We start from the raw sequence: 26,076 nt of genomic DNA, 5'->3' as shown, positions 1-26,076 counted from the left end.
CCCATCGTAACCCAAAATTCAATGGTAACTACAGATTATTCCTTGGGAATCCTACAATACATCCCTTTTTTCTATGTGATTTGGTCGGACGACCTACTTTCCGCTTCCGAGATTTCGGTAGTTGAAAACACGGTTCAAGAAGACAACTCCCTTGACCCAGATGAAAAGAAACAATTAAAACTCTGGCTCAACAAAGAAAATCCGCCTGCTGACGAAGAAATCAAAACTTGGAGACAAACCATTTCCAGCTCTGGGGTGAAACTGGTGGAAAGTGACACCTACCCCTTGGCATCCTTGAGTCAACGATTGGCTAGTTTACGATGTGATGAATGTGACTTCAACGAGCATTTAAAACATATTGAAATCAATTTGGGCATACAGCCCAATCACTACAACCACTTGTTCGATGTTGAGGTAGTCCATGAAAAGACTTCCGACCTGTACGATGCAACCATTTTGGATGGAATCCTGAAAGGCGAGCATGCCCCAGTAGTTGATGAATTTCGCCAGTTCTTGGCGCAACCCACTTTCCAATGGGATATCCGCCGAAACAAAGAGGATTTCAGAACAAGAATATTGGAGCAGGTACAACTTTTGGGTGAAAAGGGGTACGGTGCCATGGCGTATCCTACTGCATATGGGGGCACGGACAACATGCCCACCTATGCCGCCATATTTGAGCATTTGATGTTTGTGGACGGCAGCCTTGCGGTAAAATTCGGGGTACAGTTTGGGCTTTTTGGGGGAAGTATCCAAAAATTGGGCACTAAAAAGCATCATGACCAATATCTATCCGATGCCGGAAAAACCAATTTGTTGGGCTGTTTTGCCATGACCGAGACGGGGCACGGCTCCAATGTAAGGGGCATTAGGACCACTGCCACATATGACCCAACCACGGATTCCATCATCATCCACACCCCGGGTAAGAATGACAACAAAGAATATATTGGTAATGCATTGCATTCCACAATAGCCACTGTTTTTGCCCAACTCATCGTCAATGGAAAAAATGAAGGGGTGCACGCCATCTTGGTCCCCCTCAGAAATGAAAGGCACGAACTGCTTGAAGGCATCACCATTGAGGACAATGGCTATAAACTTGGGCTAAATGGCGTGGACAATGGAAAGATTTGGTTCAACAGTGTAAGTGTGCCCCGGGAAAATCTTTTGGACAAGTACGGAGAAATCACTTCGGAAGGAAATTATTCTTCATCCATCAAGAATCCGAACAAGCGTTTTTTCACCATGTTGGGCACGTTAGTGGGCGGACGCATCTGTGTGGCCCGTGGTGCTTTGGGAGGCGCCAAGATGGCCCTGACCATAGCCGTGAAGCATGCGTTGAACCGCAGACAATTCAATGACAGTATCAAAATCCAAGAGGATCTGATCATGGATTATCCCACGCATCAAATACGATTGACACCAGACATAGCCAGTGCCTATGTTTACCATGTGGTCTTGGAAGAAATGATGAAACGTTACAGTGACGACTCCCAACCGGACAAGCGGCAAATTGAAACCCAAGTGGCCGGACTTAAATCCGTGATTACCTGGTTTGCCAATGATACCATCCAAGAATGTAGGGAAGCTTGTGGTGGAAAGGGTTATTTGCTGGAAAACCGAATTGCGGACCTCAAAGGAGATGTGGATATCTTTACCACATTCGAAGGGGATAACACTGTCCTCCTTCAATTGGCAGCAAAAGGTATTCTTTCGTATTTTAAGGCGGAATTCAACAGTGCTGGGTTCACATCGGTGTTGAAATTGCTTCAAAGCCAGCTTTCGGACAAATTAACGGCCATCAATCCGCTGTATTCCAACAAGGTGGATGCGGAGCACTTGTACAACCCAAAATTCCACAAGCATGCCTTTAATTATCGAACCCGAAGATTGACCTATACCTTGGCCATGCGGATTCGTGGTTATATCAAAAAAGGAGTGCCTTCCTATCAGGCTTTCTTGAAGGTACAGACCCATTTGTTGGCCTTGGGCAAGGCCTATAGTACCGAATTGGCCTACTCCATTTTTTCTGAATTTTGCACTACGATAGAAGATGAAACCTATCGGGAGCTCTTGGAAAAGGTAGGTACGCTGCATGCGTTGCAACAGATACATTTGGATGCCCGATGGTATTTGGAACAGGGCTATCTCGGCAGTACAAAATCCAAGGCGATACGTCAGAGAGTGGAACGTTTATCCACCGAACTACGACCCCATATTGAGGTCTTGGTGGACGGCTTTGGCATTCCAGAGCATTGTCTTACCGCGCCCATCGCGCAGTAACCTCATTCTTGCTTTTTAATGAGTTGGGAGGTGTCCACAAATTCATGGATGGTGATTTTTGGTGTACCGTAGAGGTATATCCTTGAATCTCCCTTGGCGCTGAGTTCAAATTCGCTGTGGGCATAGATGCGGGCGCTTGTATTGCTTTCCAGTTCCATTTTAACGGTCCCGGCTTCCATGGTCTCTCCTTTGTACTTGGCATTTCCCATTAAACGTCCTTGGACTCTATTGGAGGTTCCCTCGAGGGTTAGGGAGGTATTATCTTCCAAATCCACCAAGCTGACTTCGTTCACGGCATAGATGTATGCATCGGATTTATGCCCCATGCTGATGTTCAAACTATCCACATCCACATTAAAATCCCCATGGCTGGTATCTTCCAGATTAATGTCCATAACACCGGCCCTAGCCTTGATATCGAGTTTGGTATTGTTGAATCCGTCTACAAACAACTCATCACTTTCAATGATATCCTGGGAAACAATACTGCCATCTTTAAGGGTAATTGCCTTTAAATCTACATAGTTGACGATGATATCGAACTGTTTCTTTGCCGTAACATCATAATAGGAACTGATGAGCAAGGTACCGTCCTGCACCTCAAACTTTAGAATGTCTATTAAATTATCGTCCGCTATGACCTCATAACCCGGACCAAAAGATTTTTTAAGGACGATGTCCAAATTATCATTCAATACTATGGCATTGAATGGGGGAAGTTCTTCATTGACCTGGGTAACAATACGGCTTCCCTTTATTCGGGGTTTGCGTTGGGCCAAGATCAAAATGGGAAAAACCAACAGGATAAGGACAAGTACTTTTTTCACTGTGCTTCTTTTTGGGGTTCCGTTCTTTAAAGATATTATAATTGTTGCTAACTCTTGTGGATCAATGTGCTACAATCAAAAAAGCCCATCCGAATTGGATGGGCTTTTTTGATATATTTTCACCTTAGTGGTTGAGTTCTTCCTCATTTTCCTGAAGCGGTACGTTCTGCGGAACAAAATCCTGTCCGGCGATGATGTACTCCCCATTTTCGTAGGTCTTACTGTAATCGTAGGCCCAACGGGTCACATGTGGAATGGCCCCCGGCCAGTTTCCATGGATGTGCTCTTGAGGTGTGGTCCATTCCAACGTATTGGCTTTCCAAGGGTTTTGTGGACCCTTCTTACCGTAGAATATACTAACGATGAAGTTATAGGCAAATACCAATTGTACACTTGCAGTGATGATGGCAAATACGGTCATCAATACTTGGATATTGGTCAAGTCGTCAAACATTGGGAACGCAGTGTTCTGGTAGTAACGTCTTGGCACCCCTGCCATTCCCACAAAGTGCATGGGGAAGAAGATTCCATAAGAACCTATCGCCGTTACCCAAAAATGGACATATCCCAAATTCTTGTTCATCATACGTCCTTGGAACATCTTAGGGAACCAGTGGTATACCCCAGCAAACAATCCATACAGTGCAGATATACCCATTACCAAGTGGAAGTGAGCCACTACAAAGTAAGTATCGTGAACGTTGATATCCAACGTACTGTCACCTAAAATAATCCCTGTTAAACCTCCAGTGATGAAGGTAGATACCATTCCTATGGAGAACAGCATCCCTGGGTTCAATTGCAGGTTTCCTTTCCACAGCGTGGTAATCCAGTTAAAGGCCTTAACCGCCGATGGAATCGCAATCAAAAGTGTAGTAAATGTAAATACAGAGCCCAAGAATGGGTTCATTCCCGAGATGAACATATGGTGTCCCCATACAATCGTAGAAAGGAACGCAATGGCCAAAATGGAGGCAATCATGGCACGGTAACCAAAAATAGGTTTACGTGCGTTAACCGCCATTACTTCGGAAACAATTCCCATCGCTGGCAAAATAACAATATATACTTCCGGGTGACCCAAGAACCAGAACAGGTGCTCGTACAATACGGGCGAACCTCCTTGGTAATGCAATACCTCACCTTGAATGAAGATATCGGATAGGAAGAACGATGTTCCAAAGCTACGGTCCATAATCAACAACAAGGCTGCTGAAAGAAGTACCGGGAATGAAATCACCCCGATAACCGCAGTTACAAAGAACGCCCAGATGGTCAATGGCAAACGTGTCATTGACATTCCTTTGGTTCTAAGGTTAAGAACGGTTACAATATAGTTCAATGAACCCAACAATGAGGAAGCAATGAATATAGCCATGGAAACCAACCATAGGGTCATACCCATACCGGAACCAGGTTGCGCCATAGGCAAAGCACTCAATGGAGGATAGATGGTCCAACCAGCTGCTGCAGGCCCAGCTTCAACGAACAAGGAGAGTACCATGATCAAAGAAGAAAGGAAGAACAACCAGTACGAAACCATATTCAAGAAACCGGAAGCCATATCCCTTGCACCAATCTGCAATGGAATCAATAGGTTACTAAAGGTACCGCTCAATCCAGCGGTAAGTACAAAGAATACCATGATGGTACCGTGAATGGTTACCAATGCCAAATAAATATCGGCATCCATGACCCCATCGGGCGCCCACTTTCCAAGTAGGGCCTCAAAGATTGGGAAAGATTCCCCTGGCCATGCCAATTGCATTCTAAACAACAAGGACATTGCAATACCGATGAATCCCATGATAAGACCCGTAATCAGGTACTGCTTGGAAATCATCTTATGGTCTTGACTAAAGATGTACTTGGTGATAAAGGTCTCTTTATGATGATGCCCGTGATCTTCGTGTCCGTGTTCGTCGTGTCCGGTAGCTGACATAATCTTCTTAAGTTTTGTTATGGTTTCTTTCCTAGCCTAAATTATTCTGCGGGTGCTACGGTTTGCTTAAACGTAGTCTGTTCCGCCATCCATTTGTTGAACTCCTCTTCGGTCTCCACTATAATCTTCATTTGCATGTTATAGTGTGACTTTCCACAAATTTTATTGCAGAGCAATACATAATCGAACTCCCATGGATCGGAATTCGGTCTTCCTTCTGCTGCCCATTCTGCCCTAATGGCATTGGTACGTTTTACTTTTTCCACTACATCTGGGTTCAAACGCATTTCTTCCGTGGTCACGGTTGGTGTGAACGAGAATTGTGTGATCATTCCGGGCACACAGTTCATCTGAGCCCTAAAGTGTGGCATATATGCTGAGTGAAGCACATCTTGGGAACGCATCTTAAAGTTCACCTTTCTGCCTACGGGCAAGTGCAATTCCTTTACAATAACATCATCTTCCCCATTCGGATCTGCTTCATCCAAGCCCAATATGTTGGCCTTATCAATATCAATCAAGCGTACATTGGCATCTCCCAAAACATTATCCTCCCCACCATAACGGGCGGTCCAGTTAAACTGTTGGGCATAAAGTTCAACAATCAATGGGTCATCCTCATCGTTGACATCCATGATGTTGGTCCAAGTATACAATCCCCAAAGGATCAATCCGGCCAAAACCACTACTGGGATGATGGTCCAGATGAACTCCAAACGGTCATTGTCTGCAAAAAACAATGCTTTTTTTCCTTCTTCCCCACGGTACTTGTACCCAAAATAGTGCAACAAGGCCTGTGTGATAAACTGAACAAAGAAAATGATCGCAAAGGACACCCACATCAATTGGTCGTATTCCCCACCATGGGCAGATGATGCCTCTGGCAACAACACTTTGGTATATTTTGCAAAACAAAATATGGTGATCCCATAGATGAATATCAGGAATGCAAACAACAGATATCCGTTGTTTTTGTTATCGGTATCGTTTGCTATCTCGGTCTTCTCTGTTTTAAGTTGGGACAATTCAAAAATCTTGGTCATTTGCCATATCGCAATCGCCACCAGTGCTAAAACAGTCAATGTTAATAATGCAGTCATTGTATACTTATCTAAGACTTAAATCGTATTAATAATGAAAATGTCTACTTTCCTCAATAAATGGATTGCGCTTGGGCTGCAACGGAGCCTTGGTCAAGGTATTGAACACCCAGTACACAAATAGACCTCCAAAGAACAATATACCTCCTATTTCGGGCAACCCGATATACCATTGGTCTCCTACCGTTGCCGGCATCACCATATTAAAGATATCCAAATAGTGTCCTGCCAATACCACGATACCTGCCATGATCACAAACCAGTTGACCCGTTTGTAGTCGCTGTTCATCAACACCAACAATGGGAACACAAAGTTCATCACCAACATGGCGAAGAACGGCAGTTTGAAATCTTGGAAACGTGCCACATAATAGGTAACCTCCTCAGGAATGTTGGCATACCAAATCAACATGAATTGGGCAAACCATAGGTACGTCCAGAAAATACTGATACCGAACATAAACTTGGCCAAATCGTGGATGTGGCTATTGTTCACCTGCTCTAAATATCCTTTTGATTTTAGGTAAATAGTCACCATGGCAATCACAGTAATCCCTGAAACGAACATACTGGCAAATACATACCATCCAAAAAGGGTGCTGAACCAGTGTGGATCCAAACTCATGATCCAATCCCATGACATCATGGATTCAGTAACCAAATAGAATACCAAGAATCCGGCAGACCATCTAAAGTTCTTTATAAAGTTGCTATCGTCATCAGACTCGTCTTGAGCCAAAGAAAGCTTTCTGGAATACTCACGGTAAAAAATCCATCCGCCCAAGAATATAGCGGCCCTTACCAAGAAGAAGGTTGGGTTCAAATATCCTGCTTTTCCTTGTAGCAATTCATCGTGTGCCACAACATCGGCATCCATCCACACGAACATATGGTTCATGTGCATTACAGAGAGTACCAAAATCACAAAGACTACGATACCTCCTGGTACCAAGTACGAGGTAATCCCTTCCATGACCCTAAACAATAAGGGCGACCAACCTGCCTGTGCGGCACGTTGTATGGCGTAGAAGGCCAATACCCCCAAAGCGATCATAAAGAAAAAGAAAGCAGCTACATACAGTGCGGCCCAAGGCTTGTTCTGTAGTTGGTGCAATAAATGCTCATCATGTGAGGCATCATGTCCTTCATCATGCGAAGCTTCTGCACCGTGTGCGGCACTTTCTCCATGGCCTTGATCACCTCCATGGCTCACAGCCTCTTGTCCGTGACCACCTCCGTGGCCATCATCATGGGCAGCCACAATGGCCTTTGCCTCTTCCACTGTTGATGGAGCCGATAGAAAACCAATGGCCAAGAAAATAACTCCAAGCCCCATGGCAATGAAAGATCCTATTTTAAGTCTGTTTGAAAAGGTGTACATAGTTTACTCTTATCCAATTATTTTGTTAGGTCCCCCTTTAACTTCATCACGTATTCCGACACCTGCCACATCTCTTTTTCATTAGCGAACTGAGATGCATAGGAGCCCATGGAATTCAAACCATAGTAGATGGTATGGTACGTAGTACCCACGGTAATGTTTCTTGCCACATCACTGTAGCTGGGAACACCCAATATTTTTTCACGTTTTACCAAGTTTCCTTGTCCGTCGCCTTTAGGTCCATGGCATACCGCACAATAAATAGCGTACAATTCCGCTCCGGCAGCCAAGTCTTCCTCCAAGTTCAATGAATCCAAGGGACTTGTATTCAACCTTGCCAGTTCTTTTCCTTCAGGAGTATTTTCGAACTCATAGGGCATATATCCTCTGGAGATGGTTCCTTCAACAGGCAACATGGCTTCCGTTCCTTCGGGGAACAGTCCATTATCCACTCCTTGATAGGTTTCATATCCTACGCCTTCGTACATATTTGGCATAAATTGGTAGTTTGGTCTGTTTTTGTCAGCGCAAGCAGCAACAAACAACACCAAGGCCAATACAACACTTATTTTACCTAGTAGTTTCATAGTATTAAGACTCCTTTTCTGTAACTTTTATTTCCACCGCTCCTGTTTCCCACAACAAATCGGTCAACTCCTTTTCATTATCGTGCACTCCAATTTCCATCAAAAAATGGTCATCCGTAGTACGTTTATCGGGATTTTCCGCTTTTTTGAAGGGCCACATTTTACTTCTTAGGTAAAACGTGATCACCATCAAGTGAGCCGCGAAGAAAACCGTCAACTCGAACATGATCGGAACAAAGGCGGGCATATTCTCCAAATAGCTAAAGCTGGGCTTTCCTCCAATATCCTGGGGCCAATCCTCGATCATGATGTAGTTCATCATCACAATAGCCACGGTAAGTCCCAAACAGCCATACATGAAGGAAGTGATCGCAATTCGCGTATCAGCCAATCCCATGGCCTTGTCCAAACCGTGAACTGGGAAAGGGGTATATACTTCCTCTATATGATGGTGCTCTGCCCTCACTTTCTTTACGGCATGCATCAACACATCGTCATCGTGGTAAAGTGCTTGTATAACTTTTGATGCCATAATTATTCTTTATCGTTAGATTTTTTAGCTTTAGTTGTATTTCCTCCTTTAGCCGGCATTTCATACAATGGTTTTCCAGCATCCCTAAGTTTCTTGTACTTTTCACCTGATGCCTTCAAGATAGATTTCACTTCCGCTTGGGCAATTACAGGGAATGTTCTGGAATACAATAGGAACAACACAAAGAAGAATCCTATGGTTCCAATAAAGATTCCGATATCCACAAAGGTTGGGGAGAACATGGTCCAAGATGATGGTAAGTAATCCCTGTGCAATGAGGTAACAATGATCACGAAACGCTCAAACCACATCCCTATGTTTACCACGATAGAGATAAAGAAAGAGAACATGATACTGGTACGCAATTTTTTAAACCACATGAACTGGGGCGAGAACACGTTACAGGTCATCATGGACCAGTACGCCCACCAGTAAGGCCCGGTAGCCCTGTTCAAGAAAGCGTATTGTTCGTACTCCACTCCTGAGTACCAAGCAATGAACAACTCCGTGATATAGGCACATCCTACGATGGAACCTGTAATCATGATCACGATGTTCATCAACTCAATATGTTGAACTGTGATATACGCTTCAAGATTACATACTTTACGCATGATGATCAAAAGCGTGTTCACCATGGCAAATCCAGAGAAAATCGCACCAGCAACGAAGTACGGTGGGAAGATGGTGGTGTGCCATCCTGGAATTACCGAAGTAGCAAAGTCAAACGATACGATGGTGTGTACGGAAAGTACCAAAGGTGTTGCCAAACCGGCCAATACCAAGGAAACTTCCTCGAAACGTTGCCAGTCTTTGGCCCTACCGGTCCAACCGAAGCTCAACAAGCTGTATATTTTCTTTTGGAAAGGTTTTACCGCTCTGTCACGGATCATGGCGAAGTCAGGCAAAAGACCCGTCCACCAGAATACCAATGAAACAGAAAGGTAAGTTGAAATCGCAAATACGTCCCAAAGCAATGGTGAGTTAAAGTTCACCCAAAGGGAACCAAATTGGTTAGGGATGGGAAGTACCCAGTAACCCAACCATGGACGACCCATGTGAATGATCGGGAACAAACCAGCCTGAACTACCGAGAAGATGGTCATCGCCTCCGCGGAACGGTTGATCGCCATTCTCCATTTTTGACGGAACAACAACAGTACCGCCGAAATCAGGGTTCCTGCGTGACCAATACCTACCCACCAAACGAAGTTGGTAATATCCCAGGCCCAGTTAACGGTTCGGTTTAGACCCCAAACCCCAATACCCGTGGAAACGGTATAAATGATACATCCTAGACCCCAAAGGAATGCCACAAGGGCAATGGTGAAGACAATCCACCATTGTTTATTGGCCTTTCCCTCTACCGGACGGGCAATGTCCACGGTTACATCGTGGTATCCTTTGTCTCCAAGTACTAAGGGCTTTCGAATAGGTGCTTCGTAATGCGACGCCATAATTTATCTTCTAGTTACTTCTTTTATTGATTACGCCTCGTTGGTGTTTCTTACTTTAACATGATAGAACACATTGGGTTTTGTACCCACATGCTCCAACAAGTGGTACATTCTATCATCTTCCTTCAACTTGGCAACTTTACTGTCGTGATCATTAACATCCCCAAATACCATAGCTCCACTGCTACATGCTGCAGAACAGGCTGTTTGGAACTCTCCATCCTTGATGACACGTCCATCGCGCTTGGCATCCAAAATGGTCTTTTGCGTCATTTGGATACACATGGAGCATTTTTCCATTACCCCTCTTGAACGAACGTTCACATCTGGGTTGATGACCATCTTGCCCAAGTCATTGTTCATATTGAAATCGAACTCGTCATTGTTGTTGTACAAGAACCAGTTGAATCGACGTACTTTGTAGGGACAGTTGTTGGCACAATATCTAGTACCCACGCAACGGTTGTATGCCATATGGTTCTGACCTTGTCTACTGTGCGATGTGGCCGCAACCGGACAAACCGTTTCACAGGGTGCATGGTTACAGTGTTGGCACATTACAGGCTGGAAGGCTACCTGAGGATTGGCCGATGGATCTTCCATCTCCCTGAATCCACCCAAGGAACCTTTTTCACCCCATAGACCGTCCATTCCGTCCTTCTTCTCATTATCCTGCTCAAAGGTCTCCTCTGAAGAGTAATATCTATCGATGCGCAACCAGTGCATATCACGGGAACGACGCATCTCTGCTTTACCCACAACCGGAACGTTGTTTTCAGCGTGACAAGCTATAACGCAAGCCCCACATCCTGTACAAGCATTCAAGTCGATGGACAAGTTGAAGTGATGCCCAATAGAACGATCGAACTCATCCCAAAGGTCGGCATCTGGAGAAGTCACAGGGATTTCATTGTGGTTCAATGAAACCTGTGGCATATGATTCCACTCTGCATGGTCCTTGGTATTGAAGATCTCCAAGGTAGTTTCCTTGATGATATCCCCTCTACCCATCAATGTTTTTTGCGACTGGATACAAGCAAACTCATGCTCTCCAGCAGCCTTTTCAACAGTAACGGACTGTACATCTGAAAAATTGGTATACAAGGTGTAAGCATTTACCCCCGTAGCCATTTCAGCTTGCATTCCGGCTTTTTTACCATATCCAAAAGAAAGTCCCACGGTTCCTACCGCCTGACCAGGCTGTACGATTACCGGAACACTTTCCAATACTTTTCCATCAACGGTCAATTTTACATAGCTACCATTGACACCACCATCGGCGACCATCTTGTTTTCCACACCCCATTTTTCGGCATCGGCTTTGGAAACAGTCACGTAGTTGTCCCAAGAAACCCTTGAAATAGGATCAGGGAACTCTTGCAACCATGGGTTGTTGGCCTGTCGGCCATCTCCCATACCTACTTTGGAATATAGCACCAATTCCGTTCCGGCACTGGTAGCATTCACCAAGGAGCGAATTGCAGAGGCAATGGGAACCACTGTGGATTCACCTTCCGCTTCTTCCGCCTCAGCTTGTGAAGCTGCAACGGCACCCTCTTCTTGGGCAACAGGAGCAGAAGCTGCAAAAACCCCATCCTGAAGCGCCTTGTTCCAAGACCCTCCCTGAAGGATATCCGCACTCCAAGTTTCCTTGATGTAATCGTAATATGCTTTTTCACTGCCCATCCAAGTCAACAAGGCCGTTTGGAACTGTCTTGTATCGAACAACTGTCGGATGGCAGGTTGCATTAAAGTGTATTGTCCTTTTTTGAACTGTGCATCGCCCCAAGACTCCAAGTAGTGGGAAGCAGCAGCAACATAACCAGCCGCTTGGGCGGTTTCGTCATTATTGAACGCAAATGCCACGGAAACATCAACTTTTCCAAGTCCGGTTACAAACTCCTCGGCATTGGGCAATGTATAGGCAGGATTCACCCCGTCCATGATCAAAGCCCCAACACGACCGGCATTCATATCGGCAATCAACTTGCCCACTTTGGCCGTATCACCTTGACGCACATATCGTGGGTTTTTGGCATCAAAAGCCTCACTGGCCAATAATTTATTGATGGCCAAGACAACCGTCTGTGCATTTACATCATTAAGTCCTGTGACCACAACGGCTTTGCTTCCCGCTTTTTTCAACTCGGAAGCAACCTTATCCACAGCTTCATCCACATCAGAAGTCCCTCCACCAACACTACTGCCGTTCAATTTGCCATACAACTTGGCCAAGGCAACTTTTTGTTGGGTTGGGGTCATGGGATAACGCTTGTCCGCATTGGCTCCGGACAAAGACATATTGGACTCCAATTGAATGTGCCTGGACATTTTCCCATGTTTGGGCACACGTCCTTTGGCATATCCGCTATCATAGCCTCCTCCTTGCCAATCTCCCAAGAAATCGGCCCCGAAGGAAACGATCAATTCTGCTTTTTCAAAATCGTAATCAGCCAAGGCACGCTCACCATAAGCAGCATTGAACGCATTGAGCGCAGCATCTTCGGAAATGGCATCATAAACCACGTGGTTCACGTTTTCACCATAAGCTTCCTTGAACTCAGCGATCAATTTATCGGTAGATGGACTGGCATACGTCTGGGTCAACAAAACAATTTGTCGGTTAGACCCTTTCAAACTTCCCAATTTAGCTTTTACCGTAGCATCCAACACCATCCACTCCACAGGCTCACCATTGGCACTTGGCCCTTGAACCCGCTTGCTATCATACAGTGTCAACACAGAGGCTTGAACCCTTGCATTGGCACTTCCGTTCACCTTGGCATCGGTGTTGTTTTCTATTTTTATAGGTCTTCCTTCCCTTGTTTTTACCAAAACACTGGCAAAATCAAAACCATCCGCAATAGTGGTTGCGTAATAGTTGGCCACACCCGGAACAATATTGTCCGGCTGCACCACGTAGGGTATGGACTTATGGACCGGCCCCTCACATGCAGCAACAGCCGCCGCTGCCGTACTGAACCCAACATATTTCAGAAAGTCCCTTCTGTTGGTATTTGAAGCGGACAAGTTCTCCTTGTCACCCAAAAACTCATCAACGGGGATCTGTTCTGTAAATTCGTTTTGTCTTAGCGTCTCAACAATGGAATCGTTCGGATTCAGCTCCGCTTCACTTTTCCAATATTTTTTGTTTGATGCCATACGATATATCTGAGATTATCTTCCTTTAATTCTTAATAGTGACACTTACCACATTCTATACCACCCATCATGGCCGCGGTCAACTGCTCAACGCCATACTTTTTGGACAACTCCTCATGAATGGCCTCGTAGTAGGCATTGCCCTCGATCTTCACATTGGTCTCCCTGTGACAGTTTACACACCAACCCATGGTCAATGGCGCAAATTGTTCCACGACTTCCATTTCCTCAACAGGACCGTGACAAGTCTGGCAAGCAACCCCCGCAACAGAAACGTGCTGGGAGTGGTTGAAATAGGCAAAATCAGGCAGGTTATGTATTCTTACCCATTGCACTGGTTGTGTCTCACCAGTGTAGGATTGATTTTCCTCATCCCATCCAACGGCCTTGTACAGCTTTTTGATTTCAGCGGTGTAAAAATCATTGGTGTGACCGGCAGCCAAATCTTCAGCTGATGGTCCTTCTGGATTACCGGCATATTGGTAGATGGACTTGTGACAGTTCATACAAACATTCAAGGAAGGTATCCCCGATGTTTTTGAAACCCTTGCCGAAGAGTGGCAATATTTACAATCTATCTTATTGTCCCCTGCGTGGATCTTATGTGAAAAGTGAATGGGCTGTACCGGGGCATATCCTTGATCGACACCCACCTGCATCATCCATCCATAAGCGAAATACGCGCTGGCCAACAAAAGGAAAATGGCACTTACCAAGACCAAAAACTGGTTTTTGGCAAACGCTTTCCAAATGGGAAGACGTTTTTCTTTCTCTTGTTCCAACACAACCCCATTGGCTTCCGCGATTCTACGCAAGGTCTTGTTCACCAAAATCAACATGATGACCAACAGACCGAACACCAACGCCAAGGCACCCAAAATCACTTCATTGGATATTCCACCAGACGCAGCAGAACCTCCATCACCTCCACCTGATGCCGCTGGAGCAGCTGCTGGCGCAGGAGGCGGAGCGGCCGTATAGGCCAAAATATCATCGATGTCCTGATTGGACAAGGTTGGGAAAGGCGTCATTGCCGCCTGATTGTACTCGGCGTAAATTGCATTTGCATAGGAATCCCCTGAACTAATCATCCCAGGGCTGTTCTTGATCCAAGAATACAGCCACTCCTTATCCAATCCTTGATCCTCTGACAAACGCGCTTCCACGTTGGCCAGGGCAGGACCTGTCATTTTACGGTCCAGGGCGTGGCAAGCAGCACAGTTCTGGTTAAAGAGCTGTTTCCCTTTTGCCGGATCACCACCACCTGCGGCGGCAGCTTCTTCCTGCGCATAAAATGAAATGGAGAAAAATAGGAGAGAGAAACCTAAAATTTTAGAAAATAGATGGCGGTACAAAACCTTTTTCATATTAACGAAATTTCTATCGAAATCTTTGGCATGATTATTTCTATTGATATTGAGAACAATAGCTTCCAGTCCTACCAAAATTGGTCACAAAAGTACGACATAGCGCCATTTTTTGAAATGTTAAGGTATTTATAACTTCTAATTTATAAAGATTCTAAATAAAGTGGGTTCAACGGGGTTAGACCATAAAAATTTACTTTTGCACCATGACCGTATGTCAAAACACTTGAATTATATGAAGACTCTTGTATTTATTGCGCTTTTTACAGGCTTTGCCCTGCATATTTCCGCACAGGAAGGAACAGTTTCCATACAGCAGGACCCTAAAATAGACGAGTTGGTAAAACGCTATACCGAAGTGAACTCAAAAGCAGAGTTTTACCAAATCCAAGTAGGTTTTGGCTCCTACCAAAAAGCACAGAACCTGAAGGCCCAGGTTGAAATTGATTTTCCGGGATGGGATTCCAAAATTGAATTTGAATCCCCTACCTACCGGGTTCGCCTTGGCCGGTTCAAGACCAAATTGGAGGCGGAACGAAAATACCTTGAAGTCCGAAAAAAATATCCCGATGCCATGCTCCTGAAACCGGAGCACGATTCCAAATCATAGCAATACTCCCATCCGCATCGGCGCAATGAACACATAAGGCTTCACTCTGCCATATCCCGGATATTTATTTAAGGAAAAAGTAAGCTTTCATTCCAAATGAAAATTCAAATTCGGTCAATGGTTCATATGAATCGAAGTAAGGTGGAAAATGGTCTTCATCATATGGACTCGGGGCAAGATTAACGAATGATGCATAGTCGTTTTCCCTCCTCTTTAAACCCCCTCCCGTATAAACATTGAGCCTTATTGAAGGAAATATTGGAAAGAGAAAACCATAGTTGAACGTAAAACCATATTTGATTCTTTTATAATCTGCCCGATCGAAGCTGACCCTGCCCATTCCTTCAGCAAAAACTGATTTGTTCAGTAGCGTCTCAGTATGTAGAATATAAAAGGGCTGAAAGGAAAAATATACCTTTATCCTACTTTGTTGCAGAGGTAGGTATAGAATTTCTGACCTAAACTCATACAACCTATAATGCTCTCTTTCCTTAAAAACGGCCAAACTTTTGTTTCCGTAACCGAAATCGGCACCTATGCCCCATCTTTGGTTCAATTGGTGTTGGTAGCCAATTCTCCATCGGGTCAAGTGTGAAGAACTTTCACTAGAACTTAGAAGCCGCCTCGGGTATAAAGGGGACAACAGATCAAACGTAATGGCCTTGAACGGCTTTTCAATTTCCAGAGTTGTTTGTTCTTGCGCCTTTAAAGAGAACCAAAAGACAAAACAACCCATAGCAATACATATTCTTTTCATAGGTTACCGTATTTATCCTGGCAATTCAAAAGCACCCTCCAAAAGTTCGGGGGTCAGCACATATTCATAGGTTCGGGGAGCAATTTCAGTGAAAATGGTATTACCAATCCTTGTGAACACTCTTGCGTCCTCAACAAAACAAAATCCCTCTATTTGCGAAGCCTTTCCGAAACAACGATAACCCTTAACTTTTTCAATATCTACTATTTCTAAAAAGCTTGAGCAAAAACCGCCAGCATCGCTAACCGACCCTACATATGCACAGGTAAATATCTCACCTGTCGCCACCACTTCATTTCTTGGCCCAAAATCTCCGGTAATACTTAAATCTTGACCAGTCTCTTTTCTCAAAATAAAAGTATATGTAAACATTTTCTCTTCTCCATCCAGACCACTGCCGCATGAAACTGCAGTTAATAGAGCAAAAAATGTTGCTGTTTTTCTCATCCTATCTTTGTTCTACTACTTTGGCAGTTCAAAAGCGTTTTCGAAATCCTGTTGAGTGATTGAAAATTCATACTCGTTACCTACATTTTGGAAGCCATTTCCTTGAATAAATATGGATTTATTGTCCAAAAAACGGTATTCGTTTAGATTGTTGCCTAAGCGTATATCAATGTACCCTTTTGAATTATTGAATTCCACTACCACAGAATCTTTTTGGCATCCGGCAAGTCCAATAAAGAATTCTGAAGTGTAGGTGCAAATATTTTTAGCTTCACCCTGACTCAGACTTTTTTGAACCTGTAGTTTACCTTGACTAAAACACCGTATTTCAAATGTTTTATCAGTGCTATTTTTGATACTTACTGAGAATTGAATTAAATCTGGTTCGTCTGTACATGCATTAAGCATTACAATCAGCATCAATGATAATAATAGTCTTATTTGCATTTTTTGGGATTGTTATTGTTAAGAACTCCTTTCACATAACCAAAGAGTTCATTTAAATACTGTTCACTTGAATTATGATAGTAACTCTTAAGATTACTTCTCCAACAATCTAGGGTTCTACAATTATCCAATGCTTTTTGTATTTGTTGTAGATTATAGTTTTTAACTCGATCTGTCGGGTAGATATTCGAAAAAACTTCATTTTGGTCTAGGTTATCTATCAAATCTGCTACAATTGGAGTGTATTCTGTCATTTCATCCACCGTATTTCTTTGTCTTTGATAATTCCACCCTATATTGTCGTTAGTGGGATTAATATAGGTTGAGCTTAGACGTTTATACCTATCATTCGTCACAATGGTCTCTACCCCTTCGGCCCAGCTTTCACGCAGCATCAACCGCTCGCAGTTCTTGCTATGCAATACACTGAACATGCCCGGGTCCAGTTCCCGGTGGCCCGCATGGGTAAGCTCATGTACGGTGGTGGCGTAAATGCCATCACTACTGCAATAAAAGCAGTTATCATTGGTACCTTTGTCAAACGAAGTCACACGAAGGGAACAAGACAATCAAAAGGCCGGAACTTTCTGAAAAAGTGGAAATTAACTTCATCTACAATTATTATTACATTCCATCCCTTTTGAAAAATCTTCATTGGTTATGCGATACTCTCGGTTATCCCCATAAATGATTTCCAAATTGATACTTTGGTTATTATATCCGGTATACACGGTAACCTTTGACATATCAAATATCACCCTAACCGAATCAACACCAAACTCCGAGTAAAATGCTCTACTTTGAGTATCCGAAAAACCAATTGTTTGCTTTTGCTGATGCTGCGAAAAGGGCAATATGTTTATGACATCCAGCAACTTTCCACCTTTGCTTTCAAATGCCCTTAGTTCAATAGCTTTATCTGTATCGTTGTGGAGTGCAAAAAAAATGTCTTCACTGGTTTCCGTACATGAAACAAAAAAGACCCAACATATCAAGGCAATCCTTTTCATAGCAGCACATCAAGGCAATTCAAAAGCACCCTCCAAAAGTTCGGGGGTCAACACATATTCATAGGTTCGGGGAGCAATTTCGGTAAAGATGGTCCCTTCAAGTTTTGTAAATAACCCCATACCCCCCTCAAAACACAAGCCAGTATCACCTGAACCACCATAACACTGATACCCTTTATTGATCTGAGGAAAAAAAATAAAAACATAATCCTCACAAATCCCTACCGCTGTGCCCGATATTGAAGTATATCCACAAGAAAAAGAAAGGCCATTTTGAAGTTCTTCAACTCTTTCAGGAGAATCTCCTGTTATAACAACAGTGGCGCCTGTTTCATTTTTTAAAATGAAGGTATAGAAATAAACTTCTTCCTCACCATCCAGTCCACTGCCGCATGAAACTATGATAAAAAGACTAAAAAGTATTGCTGCTTTTTTCATTCAAAAAAGTTTTATTATTTACAATTGTCAAACATGTACACCCCAAACAGTTCATCTACATAATTCTCCGTAGCATTGCTGTGCTGACTTTTTATTCTCTCCTTCCAAGTATGTGGCCCACGTGAATTGTTCAAGGAGGCTTGGATTTGTTTTAATGAACAACCCAAAGTCAACTCATTCGAAATGATTGCTTATAATTCAAATTCCACCAAAAACCAATGAAGGTCAAATGACTTTACCAACAGTCCATTTACATTTAGGCGTTGTTTGACAATCCACAAAATGCAACTAAAGAAATTGAAATTCACTCGCATTCGGCACTGCAAACCATTGCCATAGAATAGTACTCGTTTGTTATACGAAACTCTCGATTTTGGTCTCCAAAAAAGATGTCGTTATTTTCAATTGTCTGCAAAAAGACATGCACCTTGTTTGCATTAAAAATCATTCTTATTGAGTCTACATTATTGGAGGAGTAAAAAGCTTCACTGATAAAATTTCCAGAATTACCCCTATTTTTCTTGATAGCATAAATACCCTTTGATGAAATATTTATTTCATCGACCATTGCCTTACTGACTTTATTAAAAGCCAATAATTTTACTTGATGATTCGTATCATTAAACATTCTAAATGTCACAATATCACTATCCTCTGGAGAACAGGATAAAAGGCAGAATAAAAGAATACATATTGTCTTGATTGCTTTCATTTTAATCACAATTTCGATTGTACATATACTCATTGAACAACTCATCCATAAACATTTCCGTTGAATTATTATATAGCTTTTTTAATCGCTCTTTCCATGTGTGGACGCCTCTTGATGTATTCAAAGCAGATTGTATTTGCTTTAGAGTATATCCCATGACCCTGTCGTTTGGTCTATTTGGGTTTAGATTTCCATTACTAAATCTAAGTTTTTGTCTTTGATTATAATTATCATTTAAATCAGCTACGATCGGGGTATATTCATCAATATCATTTTTAAATTCATCTTGTTTTCTAGAATTATAAAAAGTCCCAACATCATCATCTCGAGCTATAGCACTCGCCACGTAATTTTTATCCAATAATTGGTATCTATCATTCGTCACAATGGTCTCCACCCCTTCCGCCCAGCTTTCCGATAAAGTTTGCATTTTACATCTGGAACTTCTTGTTACAAAATTTACATTAAGAAAAAAACTGCGGTCCATCCTGTAATGACTGGCATGGGCCATCTCATGGGTCACTACCCCATAAATAAGATCACTCCCTTTATAACTTCCTTTAGATAATCTTCCTACTTGGACTTCTGATTTCAATGCCAGTATTGGCACCCAAGGAATCTTACCATTTACATTGATATCGCTGTGTCGGGAATCTGAAATTTCACCGTTGTATCGTGCACTTATCCGCAACCAACTTTGATTGGGGTGATGCAGCCCAAATTTGGCCACAGCCCTATCGTAAAAATCATAGGCGGCGTTGTGCACCAATGCATAAAACTGCCCCCTGCCCGAAGAAAAATGTTGGCTCCATGACTGCTTTTTATAGGTACTGGTACCCCGGTGTTTGGCATCTACAAGGCTGGTGCCTGCTTTTACTTTAAATTTTCGGTCTTTATTCTGAAAATACACGGCATACTTTACCCGTTTGGTGCTGGTGCTACTGGTACGGAACTCGCCTTTGTGGTTGGTACGCGCACGTTTGATCACTACCAAACCCCATTTGCGCACCTTCACCTCGGCACCTACAACACCCACTGTTTTGTTCACTACATCTTCCCGTACGGTAATGGTTCCGCTGGGGTTCCATTTGCTCCGGTTGGCCAAGGTCTCCTGTTCCAATAGGGCATCTATGGAGTTCAGGTCCAAGATCAGTTGTTTTTGCTCGCACCCCAATTGGGCCGCTTGATCATAACTGTACAGGGTGGCCGTGGTATCGTTGGGCAGGTAAAACCGCAATACCGCCAGTTCGTCCTCGTCCAGGTTGTTGGTCAACTTCAGTGCCTCGAGTTCCAAGTATTCAAAAACCTCCCCATTTTCATCAACATTGAGAATGTCCTTGGTGGTCTTGTTCACAGGCTGTTTCACCGCTACTTCACCCTCCACCGGCTCCTCTTTGGACTGTTCAGGTGCAAAATAATAGGTATCCAACAATTCTTTGTGTATGTTTTCGGGAACGGGATGGTCGTAGGGCACCACGGCATAGAGGTAAGCGAGGTCTCCTGGGTTCTCATCCCCCTCTAGGTCCGGGTCGTCGTAATAATCCCCTTCCTCCACCACCTTTAGGTGCAGGGGTATGTTGGACACTTGGAGGATGGTATCATTGACCAACCAATCGTGTTCCAGACTGTCCTTGGGCAAAAAACGATAATAGTAATGGGATGGGAGTATCTCAATATCATCCCCATCTTTAAAGGTCTTTGCCAGCTTACTGGTCTTGGAGTTTTTCTTTAGATTGAAGATAAGATTGTCAAAGGCCGTTTGCATATTGGCGACCGTATAGGGGATTTCCAAGGAATCACCCATAATGATCTTGGCATTGTCCGTATCCACCGTTTGGTCTTTTTCTTGAAGCGGGGGATTCTCTTTTTCGCAGGATTGGATCATGATTCCCAATACGATCACGATCAGGGTTGGAATGTAGTTTTTGTTCATAGGTCAATGGATTTAGGGTGGAGTGATTTCATCCATCAAAAAGTACCTTCATTCCTTGAAAGAAATTATTTATAATTGATGGGTGGCCCTTACCAATTGACGGATGGGTATTTTCAATTGATGGATTGGAAAATTGTGGGTGTCCGGATGCCGTGCTCCTTGCACCGAACTAAACGGCCCCAAATAAAAAAATCCCGTACAAGACGGGATTTTTTATTTATCTATTTATCGGTAAACTCTTAGAGTTTTTTCTTCACGGCCACCTCTTGGAAGGCTTCTACAATATCGCCCTCCCGGATATCATTGTAGTTTTTGATCTGAAGACCACAATCGTAGCCTTTGGAAACTTCCTTCACATCGTCCTTGAATCGTTTCAAGGATGCCAATTCGCCTGTAAAGACGACCACTCCGTCACGGATAAGTCTAATCTGTGAGTTTCTGAAAATCTTTCCACTGGTGACCATACAACCTGCAATGGTCCCGATCTTGGAAATCTTGAAGGTTTCCCTGATCTCGGCGTTTCCGGTCACCTCTTCTTTCATCACCGGTGAAAGCATACCCTCCATGGCGTCTTTCAGATCATTGATGGCATCGTAGATGATGGAATAGGTCCTGATATCGATCTCTTCCTTCTCCGCCACGATACGGGCGTTGCCCATTGGCCTAACGTTGAATCCAATAATAATCGCATCGGAGGCACTGGCCAACAACACATCGGATTCCGTGATGGCCCCCACACCTTTGTGGATGATATTCACTTGGATCTCATCCGTTGACAGTTTTTGGAAGGAATCCGTCAAGGCCTCCACAGAACCGTCCACATCCCCTTTAAGGATAATGTTGAGCTCTTTGAAATCACCCAATGCGATTCGTCTTCCAATTTCGTCCAAGGTAATGTGTCGCTGTGTCCTTACAGACTGCTCACGCTGCAACTGGGAACGTTTGGCCGCAATCTGTTTTGCTTCCCGTTCATCTTCCAACACATTGAATCGGTCCCCTGCCTGCGGCGCCCCATCCAATCCCAAGATTGAAATAGGTGTGGCAGGTCCTGCTTTTTTCACATTTTTACCTCGTTCATCCTGCATGGCCCTTACTTTACCACTACAGGTTCCGGCCAATACATAATCCCCGATCTTTAAGGTACCGGTTTGGACCAAAATGGTGGAAACATATCCTCGCCCTTTGTCCAAAAAGGCCTCCACTACGGTACCTGAGGCCAATCTATCCGGATTGGCTTTGAGTTCCAGCAGTTCTGCTTCCAATAATACTTTTTCCAACAATTCCTTGACACCCTGACCTGTTTTGGCCGATATATCATGGGATTGGATCTTACCTCCCCAATCTTCCACCAAAAGGTTCATTTGGGCAAGGCCTTCTTTGATCTTATCTGGGTTGGCGGTAGGCTTATCCACTTTGTTTATGGCAAACACAATGGGCACCCCAGCCGCTTGGGCATGGCTAATGGCCTCCTTGGTCTGTGGCATGATATCGTCATCCGCCGCAATTACAATGATGGCAATATCGGTAACCTGGGCTCCACGTGCCCGCATTGCGGTAAACGCCTCGTGACCCGGTGTATCCAAAAAGGTGATCCGTTGTCCGTTTTCCAGTGTCACCCCATAAGCACCAATGTGCTGGGTAATGCCTCCACTTTCTCCGGCAATCACATTTTCTTCCCTGACATAATCCAACAAAGAGGTTTTACCGTGGTCCACGTGACCCATTACGGTAACAATGGGAGCTCTTGGCACCATATCTTCCGGTGCATCTTCCACCTCCTCAATGGTCTCCTCGATTTCCGCAGTGACAAACTCCACTTCGTACCCAAATTCATCAGCAACGATGGAAAGGGTCTCGGCATCCAAACGCTGGTTCATGGTCACCATGATCCCCAAGGACATACAAGCGGAGATGATCTTGGTGGTGGACACATCCATCATGGTGGCCACCTCGTTCACGGTAACAAACTCCGTTACCTTGAGAATCTTGCTCTCCAGTTCTTGTTGTTCGAGGTCCTTTTCGGTCTGTTGACGGTGTTGGTCCCTTTTCTCCCTTCTATATTTGGCACCTTTGCCCTTGCTGGATTTCCCTTGGAGTTTTTCCAAGGTTTCCCGCACTTGTTTTTGTACTTCTTCCTCGGTAGGCTCCACTTTGGGAACAGCTCCTCTTGGAGCACCTCTTCTACCTGGCCCGTTGCCCCTATTTGGACGTCCTCCGCCAGATTGGGAATCGTTTTTTACAATCCGTTTCCTTCGCTTTCTTCTATCGGCACTGTTATCAGATCCGTTGGCATCGGATTTTTTCTGATCTTCCTTCTTCTTTTTGGGCTTGTTGAATTGCGAAAGGTCTATCTTATCTCCCGTAATTTTCGGGCCGGATAGTTTCTTGTATTGGGTCTTAATGGTACCGGACTCCGCTGGCGCTTCTTCCTTCTCCTCTTTTACCTCTACCTTTTTGACCTCCTTGACCTCTTTGACAGGAGCGGTCTCCTCTTTTTTGGGAGCTTCCACTTCCACTTTGGGCGCTTCCACCACCACTTTGGGTTCCTCTTCCTTTTCCTTTTCTTTGGGCGTTTCCGGCTTTTGGTCCAAATCTATCTTGCCCACGGTCTTTGGACCTGCAAGTTCCGCTTTGGCCTTGATCACCTGCTGTTCTGCCTCTCTTTTCTCCCTAGCCAGTCTGCGTTCTTCCTGTTCCTGTTCCATCTGGACCCTGATGGCTTCCTTCTCCTTGCGCTTTTCTTCACCGACCTCCTTGGAAGCTACCTTTTTACTCTTATCCGTTTGGAACTCATCCAACAGTACTTGATACACTTCGTCCGTGATCTTTGTAGTGGGACGCGCCTCTACCTCATGACCTTTTGAGGAAAGGTAGTCCACTGCTCGATCAAGCGAAATGTTCAATTCCCTGAGAACTTTGTTAAGTCGTATTGTTGGGTTTCCTGCCATAAATTGTTTTGCTTGCCCTAAAATTCGCTGCTAATATATAGTTTAATCTTCAAATTCTTCCCTGAGGATACGAACGACTTCCTGTACAGTTTCCTCTTCCAGGTCGGTTCGCTTCACCAAGTCACTTACATCTTGTTCCAAAACGCTTCGGGCGGTATCCAATCCAATTTTCTTGAATTCCTCTATCACCCAGCTTTCTATCTCATCCGAGAATTCGGTCAATTCCACATCTTCCTCAACTCCTTCACGGAACACATCAATCTCATAACCAGTTAATTGACCCGCCAATCGAATGTTATGTCCTCCTCTACCGATAGCTTTGGACACTTCTTCAGGCTTTAGGTAAACCTGAGCAGTTTTTTTCTCATCGTTCAACTTAACGGACGATACCCTTGCTGGGCTCAATGCCCTAGTGACCATCAATTGTGCATTGTTGGTCCAGTTGATCACATCAATATTTTCATTGCCCAATTCACGGACAATTCCATGGATTCGACTTCCTTTCATTCCCACACAAGCTCCTACGGGATCAATTCTATCGTCATACGAATCCACAGCAACTTTTGCTTTTTCGCCAGGGATACGAACTGCCTTTTTAATGGTGATCAAACCATCGAACACTTCTGGGATTTCCTGGAAGAACAATTGCTCCAAGAAAATAGGTGAGGTCCGGGACATAATGATCGTAGGCTTGTTTCCTTTGAGTTCCACGCTCTCGATGATACCCCTTACGTTATCGCCTTTGCGGAAAAAGTCAGATGGAATCTGCTTTTCCTTTGGAAGAATGATTTCGTTCCCTTCATCATCCAACAAGATTATGGCCTTGTGGCGAATGTGGTGTACCTCAGCGGTGTAAATCTCACCTTCCAAGTCCTTAAATTGCTTGTAGATGGTGGTATTATCATGCTCATGGATCTTGGAAATCAGGTTTTGGCGCAAGGCCAAAATGGCCCTTCTCCCAAGGTCGATCAACTTTACTTCTTCGGAAACATCTTCCCCAACCTCAAAATCGGGCTCGATTTTTCTAGCTTCCGTAAGGGAGATTTCCTCGTTAGGGTCTTCCACTTCACCGTCCTCTACCACAACTCGGTTTCTCCAAATCTCCAAATCCCCTTTATCTGGGTTGATGATGATATCAAAGTTATCATCGGAACCAAATTTTTTCTTGAGTGCATTTCGGAACACATCTTCCAAAATGGCCATAAGGGTCACCCTGTCAATAAACTTATCGTCCTTAAACTCCGAAAAGGATTCGATGAGCGCTAGGTTTTCCATTTTTAAACTACAATTAAAATTTTAAAATAACTTTTGCTTCCTGTATGTCAGAAAATGCAATTTCCTGCTTTTTCTGTACGGTAACTTTTCCTTTACCCACGGGTTTGGGCTCACGTGCCTTCCACTCCAAGGTAATACTATTTTCCGAGGTCTGGACCAAGGTGCCTTCCAACTCTTCACCACCTGTCCTGACCTTTATTTTTCTACCAATATTCTTTGTATACTGACGTGGCAACCGTAATGGGGATGTAGCTCCCGCCGAGGTGACCTCCAAAGAAAAATCCTCTTCTTCACGATCCAAGTTGTGCTCTATGGCACGACTCACATTCATGCAATCCTGAAGATCGACCCCGTTATCTCCATCCAAAACCACCCTTATGGTGTTATCCCCTCCTACGGTAAAATCAATCAAAAACAAAGATGGATGTTCCTCCAAAGCCTTGTTCAATAACGATTCCACTTTTTCTTTCAACATGAGCGCATCAAATAAAGGTTGTCCCTTTCCAAAAACTGAAGCGGCAATACTAGGTTTTCTTGGTGATCAAAAAGGATTTTGCCAATAAAAGAGGGGACTCTAAGTCCCCTCATGAATACTTTTATATCCGTTCAGCTGCGCAAATATACGATAATTATATCAGTATGTGCAAACTAAGGCCACAAAACTGTTTTTGCGATTTGAATCCAAGAAAGCATCCCGTCCCACACCCTATTTGCTTCCTCTACCTTTCCAAACAAAAAGATGTCCAGAATCCCTCCATTATCCGGGAATAGGCGGCCAGAATCATATATATCCCCAATAAACATCCGTATTCCCCCATTTCACAACAAATATTTTCAACAGAACTTCCCGCGGTTAGT

The 26,076-nt window shown here is 43.9% G+C and carries 21 protein-coding genes; 2 read left to right on the top strand and 19 right to left on the bottom strand.

The window, feature by feature from the left end; all coding sequences use genetic code 11:
* Positions 1-21 precede the first annotated feature (21 nt).
* The gene (locus F8C76_RS15425) at positions 22-2,286 is read left to right on the top strand and encodes an acyl-CoA dehydrogenase family protein (protein WP_152132542.1); all 2,265 of its coding nucleotides are present in this window, start codon (positions 22-24) and stop codon (positions 2,284-2,286) included.
* A gap of 2 nt (positions 2,287-2,288) precedes the next feature.
* Here the strand turns inward: F8C76_RS15425 and F8C76_RS15420 are convergent, their stop codons facing one another.
* From F8C76_RS15420 to F8C76_RS15380, 9 genes are all read right to left on the bottom strand, one after another.
* Complete coding sequence (locus tag F8C76_RS15420; protein ID WP_170284042.1) at positions 2,289-3,113, bottom strand: GIN domain-containing protein; 825 nt, start codon at positions 3,111-3,113, stop codon at positions 2,289-2,291.
* Between the two features lie 124 nt (positions 3,114-3,237).
* A complete protein-coding gene (locus F8C76_RS15415; protein ID WP_129655464.1) occupies positions 3,238-5,055 on the bottom strand; it encodes a cytochrome c oxidase subunit I in 1,818 nt (605 codons plus the stop codon).
* A gap of 41 nt (positions 5,056-5,096) precedes the next feature.
* The gene (locus F8C76_RS15410; protein ID WP_152132540.1) at positions 5,097-6,155 is read right to left on the bottom strand and encodes a cytochrome c oxidase subunit II; all 1,059 of its coding nucleotides are present in this window, start codon (positions 6,153-6,155) and stop codon (positions 5,097-5,099) included.
* Positions 6,156-6,183: 28 nt separating this feature from the next.
* Positions 6,184-7,536 (bottom strand): quinol:cytochrome C oxidoreductase, encoded by a 1,353-nt coding sequence (locus F8C76_RS15405; protein WP_152132539.1) that lies wholly within the window; start codon positions 7,534-7,536, stop codon positions 6,184-6,186.
* 17 nt (positions 7,537-7,553) lie between these two features.
* Entirely contained in the window at positions 7,554-8,123 is a 570-nt protein-coding gene (locus F8C76_RS15400) for a c-type cytochrome (RefSeq protein ID WP_152132538.1), read from the bottom strand.
* A gap of 4 nt (positions 8,124-8,127) precedes the next feature.
* The gene (locus F8C76_RS15395) at positions 8,128-8,655 is read right to left on the bottom strand and encodes a DUF3341 domain-containing protein (protein ID WP_129655472.1); all 528 of its coding nucleotides are present in this window, start codon (positions 8,653-8,655) and stop codon (positions 8,128-8,130) included.
* 2 nt (positions 8,656-8,657) lie between these two features.
* Positions 8,658-10,112: an NrfD/PsrC family molybdoenzyme membrane anchor subunit gene (gene nrfD, locus F8C76_RS15390; RefSeq protein WP_129655474.1), complete on the bottom strand. Its 1,455-nt coding sequence runs from the start codon at positions 10,110-10,112 to the stop codon at positions 8,658-8,660.
* A gap of 30 nt (positions 10,113-10,142) precedes the next feature.
* Entirely contained in the window at positions 10,143-13,274 is a 3,132-nt protein-coding gene (locus tag F8C76_RS15385) for a TAT-variant-translocated molybdopterin oxidoreductase (RefSeq protein ID WP_152132537.1), read from the bottom strand.
* A 32-nt stretch (positions 13,275-13,306) separates the two neighbouring features.
* Entirely contained in the window at positions 13,307-14,641 is a 1,335-nt protein-coding gene (locus tag F8C76_RS15380; protein WP_152132536.1) for a cytochrome c3 family protein, read from the bottom strand.
* Between the two features lie 235 nt (positions 14,642-14,876).
* Here F8C76_RS15380 and F8C76_RS15375 point away from each other — a divergent pair, with 235 nt between their 5' ends.
* Positions 14,877-15,251, top strand: coding sequence for an SPOR domain-containing protein (locus tag F8C76_RS15375; RefSeq protein ID WP_129655480.1), 375 nt, complete (start codon positions 14,877-14,879; stop codon positions 15,249-15,251).
* Positions 15,252-15,315: 64 nt separating this feature from the next.
* On the opposite strand, the gene F8C76_RS15370 is transcribed toward F8C76_RS15375, so the two are convergent.
* The 10 genes from F8C76_RS15370 to rimP form a co-directional block, all read right to left on the bottom strand.
* Positions 15,316-15,807 (bottom strand): hypothetical protein, encoded by a 492-nt coding sequence (locus F8C76_RS15370; protein ID WP_152132535.1) that lies wholly within the window; start codon positions 15,805-15,807, stop codon positions 15,316-15,318.
* A gap of 213 nt (positions 15,808-16,020) precedes the next feature.
* On the bottom strand, positions 16,021-16,455 hold the full coding sequence (locus F8C76_RS15365; protein WP_152132534.1) for a hypothetical protein: 435 nt from the start codon (positions 16,453-16,455) through the stop codon (positions 16,021-16,023).
* Between the two features lie 15 nt (positions 16,456-16,470).
* Positions 16,471-16,902 (bottom strand): hypothetical protein, encoded by a 432-nt coding sequence (locus F8C76_RS15360; protein ID WP_129655490.1) that lies wholly within the window; start codon positions 16,900-16,902, stop codon positions 16,471-16,473.
* Complete coding sequence (locus F8C76_RS15355; RefSeq protein ID WP_152132533.1) at positions 16,893-17,453, bottom strand: hypothetical protein; 561 nt, start codon at positions 17,451-17,453, stop codon at positions 16,893-16,895. Before F8C76_RS15355 ends, F8C76_RS15360 begins: the two co-directional genes overlap by 10 nt.
* A gap of 468 nt (positions 17,454-17,921) precedes the next feature.
* Positions 17,922-18,350, bottom strand: coding sequence for a hypothetical protein (locus F8C76_RS15350; protein ID WP_152132532.1), 429 nt, complete (start codon positions 18,348-18,350; stop codon positions 17,922-17,924).
* Between the two features lie 304 nt (positions 18,351-18,654).
* Positions 18,655-19,062, bottom strand: coding sequence for a hypothetical protein (locus F8C76_RS15345; protein ID WP_152132531.1), 408 nt, complete (start codon positions 19,060-19,062; stop codon positions 18,655-18,657).
* A 1-nt stretch (position 19,063) separates the two neighbouring features.
* Positions 19,064-20,995, bottom strand: a complete 1,932-nt coding sequence (locus tag F8C76_RS15340; protein WP_152132530.1) for a hypothetical protein — start codon at positions 20,993-20,995, stop codon at positions 19,064-19,066.
* Positions 20,996-21,234: 239 nt separating this feature from the next.
* Positions 21,235-23,943, bottom strand: a complete 2,709-nt coding sequence (gene infB / locus F8C76_RS15335; RefSeq protein WP_152132529.1) for a translation initiation factor IF-2 — start codon at positions 23,941-23,943, stop codon at positions 21,235-21,237.
* Between the two features lie 42 nt (positions 23,944-23,985).
* Entirely contained in the window at positions 23,986-25,218 is a 1,233-nt protein-coding gene (gene nusA / locus F8C76_RS15330; RefSeq protein ID WP_129655496.1) for a transcription termination factor NusA, read from the bottom strand.
* 13 nt (positions 25,219-25,231) lie between these two features.
* Positions 25,232-25,693: a ribosome assembly cofactor RimP gene (gene rimP, locus F8C76_RS15325; RefSeq protein WP_129655498.1), complete on the bottom strand. Its 462-nt coding sequence runs from the start codon at positions 25,691-25,693 to the stop codon at positions 25,232-25,234.
* Between the last annotated feature and the right edge of the window lie 383 nt (positions 25,694-26,076).

It is taken from the genome of Flagellimonas olearia (assembly GCF_009184425.1).
GTDB classification, from domain to species: Bacteria; Bacteroidota; Bacteroidia; order Flavobacteriales; family Flavobacteriaceae; genus Flagellimonas; species Flagellimonas olearia.
This window is presented reverse-complemented; position numbering and strand designations above follow the sequence as displayed.

Excerpts from the sequence above, each read along its gene's own strand:
- F8C76_RS15425 (WP_152132542.1), top strand. The coding sequence starts at position 22 with ATGGTAACTACAGATTATTCCTTGGGAATCCTACAATACATCCCTTTT.
- F8C76_RS15415 (WP_129655464.1), bottom strand. The coding sequence starts at position 5,055 with ATGTCAGCTACCGGACACGACGAACACGGACACGAAGATCACGGGCAT.
- F8C76_RS15410 (WP_152132540.1), bottom strand. The coding sequence starts at position 6,155 with ATGACTGCATTATTAACATTGACTGTTTTAGCACTGGTGGCGATTGCG.
- F8C76_RS15405 (WP_152132539.1), bottom strand. The coding sequence starts at position 7,536 with ATGTACACCTTTTCAAACAGACTTAAAATAGGATCTTTCATTGCCATG.
- F8C76_RS15400 (WP_152132538.1), bottom strand. The coding sequence starts at position 8,123 with ATGAAACTACTAGGTAAAATAAGTGTTGTATTGGCCTTGGTGTTGTTT.
- F8C76_RS15395 (WP_129655472.1), bottom strand. The coding sequence starts at position 8,655 with ATGGCATCAAAAGTTATACAAGCACTTTACCACGATGACGATGTGTTG.
- nrfD (WP_129655474.1), bottom strand. The coding sequence starts at position 10,112 with ATGGCGTCGCATTACGAAGCACCTATTCGAAAGCCCTTAGTACTTGGA.
- F8C76_RS15385 (WP_152132537.1), bottom strand. The coding sequence starts at position 13,274 with ATGGCATCAAACAAAAAATATTGGAAAAGTGAAGCGGAGCTGAATCCG.
- F8C76_RS15380 (WP_152132536.1), bottom strand. The coding sequence starts at position 14,641 with ATGAAAAAGGTTTTGTACCGCCATCTATTTTCTAAAATTTTAGGTTTC.
- F8C76_RS15375 (WP_129655480.1), top strand. The coding sequence starts at position 14,877 with ATGAAGACTCTTGTATTTATTGCGCTTTTTACAGGCTTTGCCCTGCAT.
- F8C76_RS15365 (WP_152132534.1), bottom strand. The coding sequence starts at position 16,455 with ATGAGAAAAACAGCAACATTTTTTGCTCTATTAACTGCAGTTTCATGC.
- F8C76_RS15360 (WP_129655490.1), bottom strand. The coding sequence starts at position 16,902 with ATGCAAATAAGACTATTATTATCATTGATGCTGATTGTAATGCTTAAT.
- F8C76_RS15350 (WP_152132532.1), bottom strand. The coding sequence starts at position 18,350 with ATGAAAAAAGCAGCAATACTTTTTAGTCTTTTTATCATAGTTTCATGC.
- F8C76_RS15345 (WP_152132531.1), bottom strand. The coding sequence starts at position 19,062 with ATGAAAGCAATCAAGACAATATGTATTCTTTTATTCTGCCTTTTATCC.
- F8C76_RS15340 (WP_152132530.1), bottom strand. The coding sequence starts at position 20,995 with ATGAACAAAAACTACATTCCAACCCTGATCGTGATCGTATTGGGAATC.
- infB (WP_152132529.1), bottom strand. The coding sequence starts at position 23,943 with ATGGCAGGAAACCCAACAATACGACTTAACAAAGTTCTCAGGGAATTG.
- nusA (WP_129655496.1), bottom strand. The coding sequence starts at position 25,218 with ATGGAAAACCTAGCGCTCATCGAATCCTTTTCGGAGTTTAAGGACGAT.
- rimP (WP_129655498.1), bottom strand. The coding sequence starts at position 25,693 with ATGTTGAAAGAAAAAGTGGAATCGTTATTGAACAAGGCTTTGGAGGAA.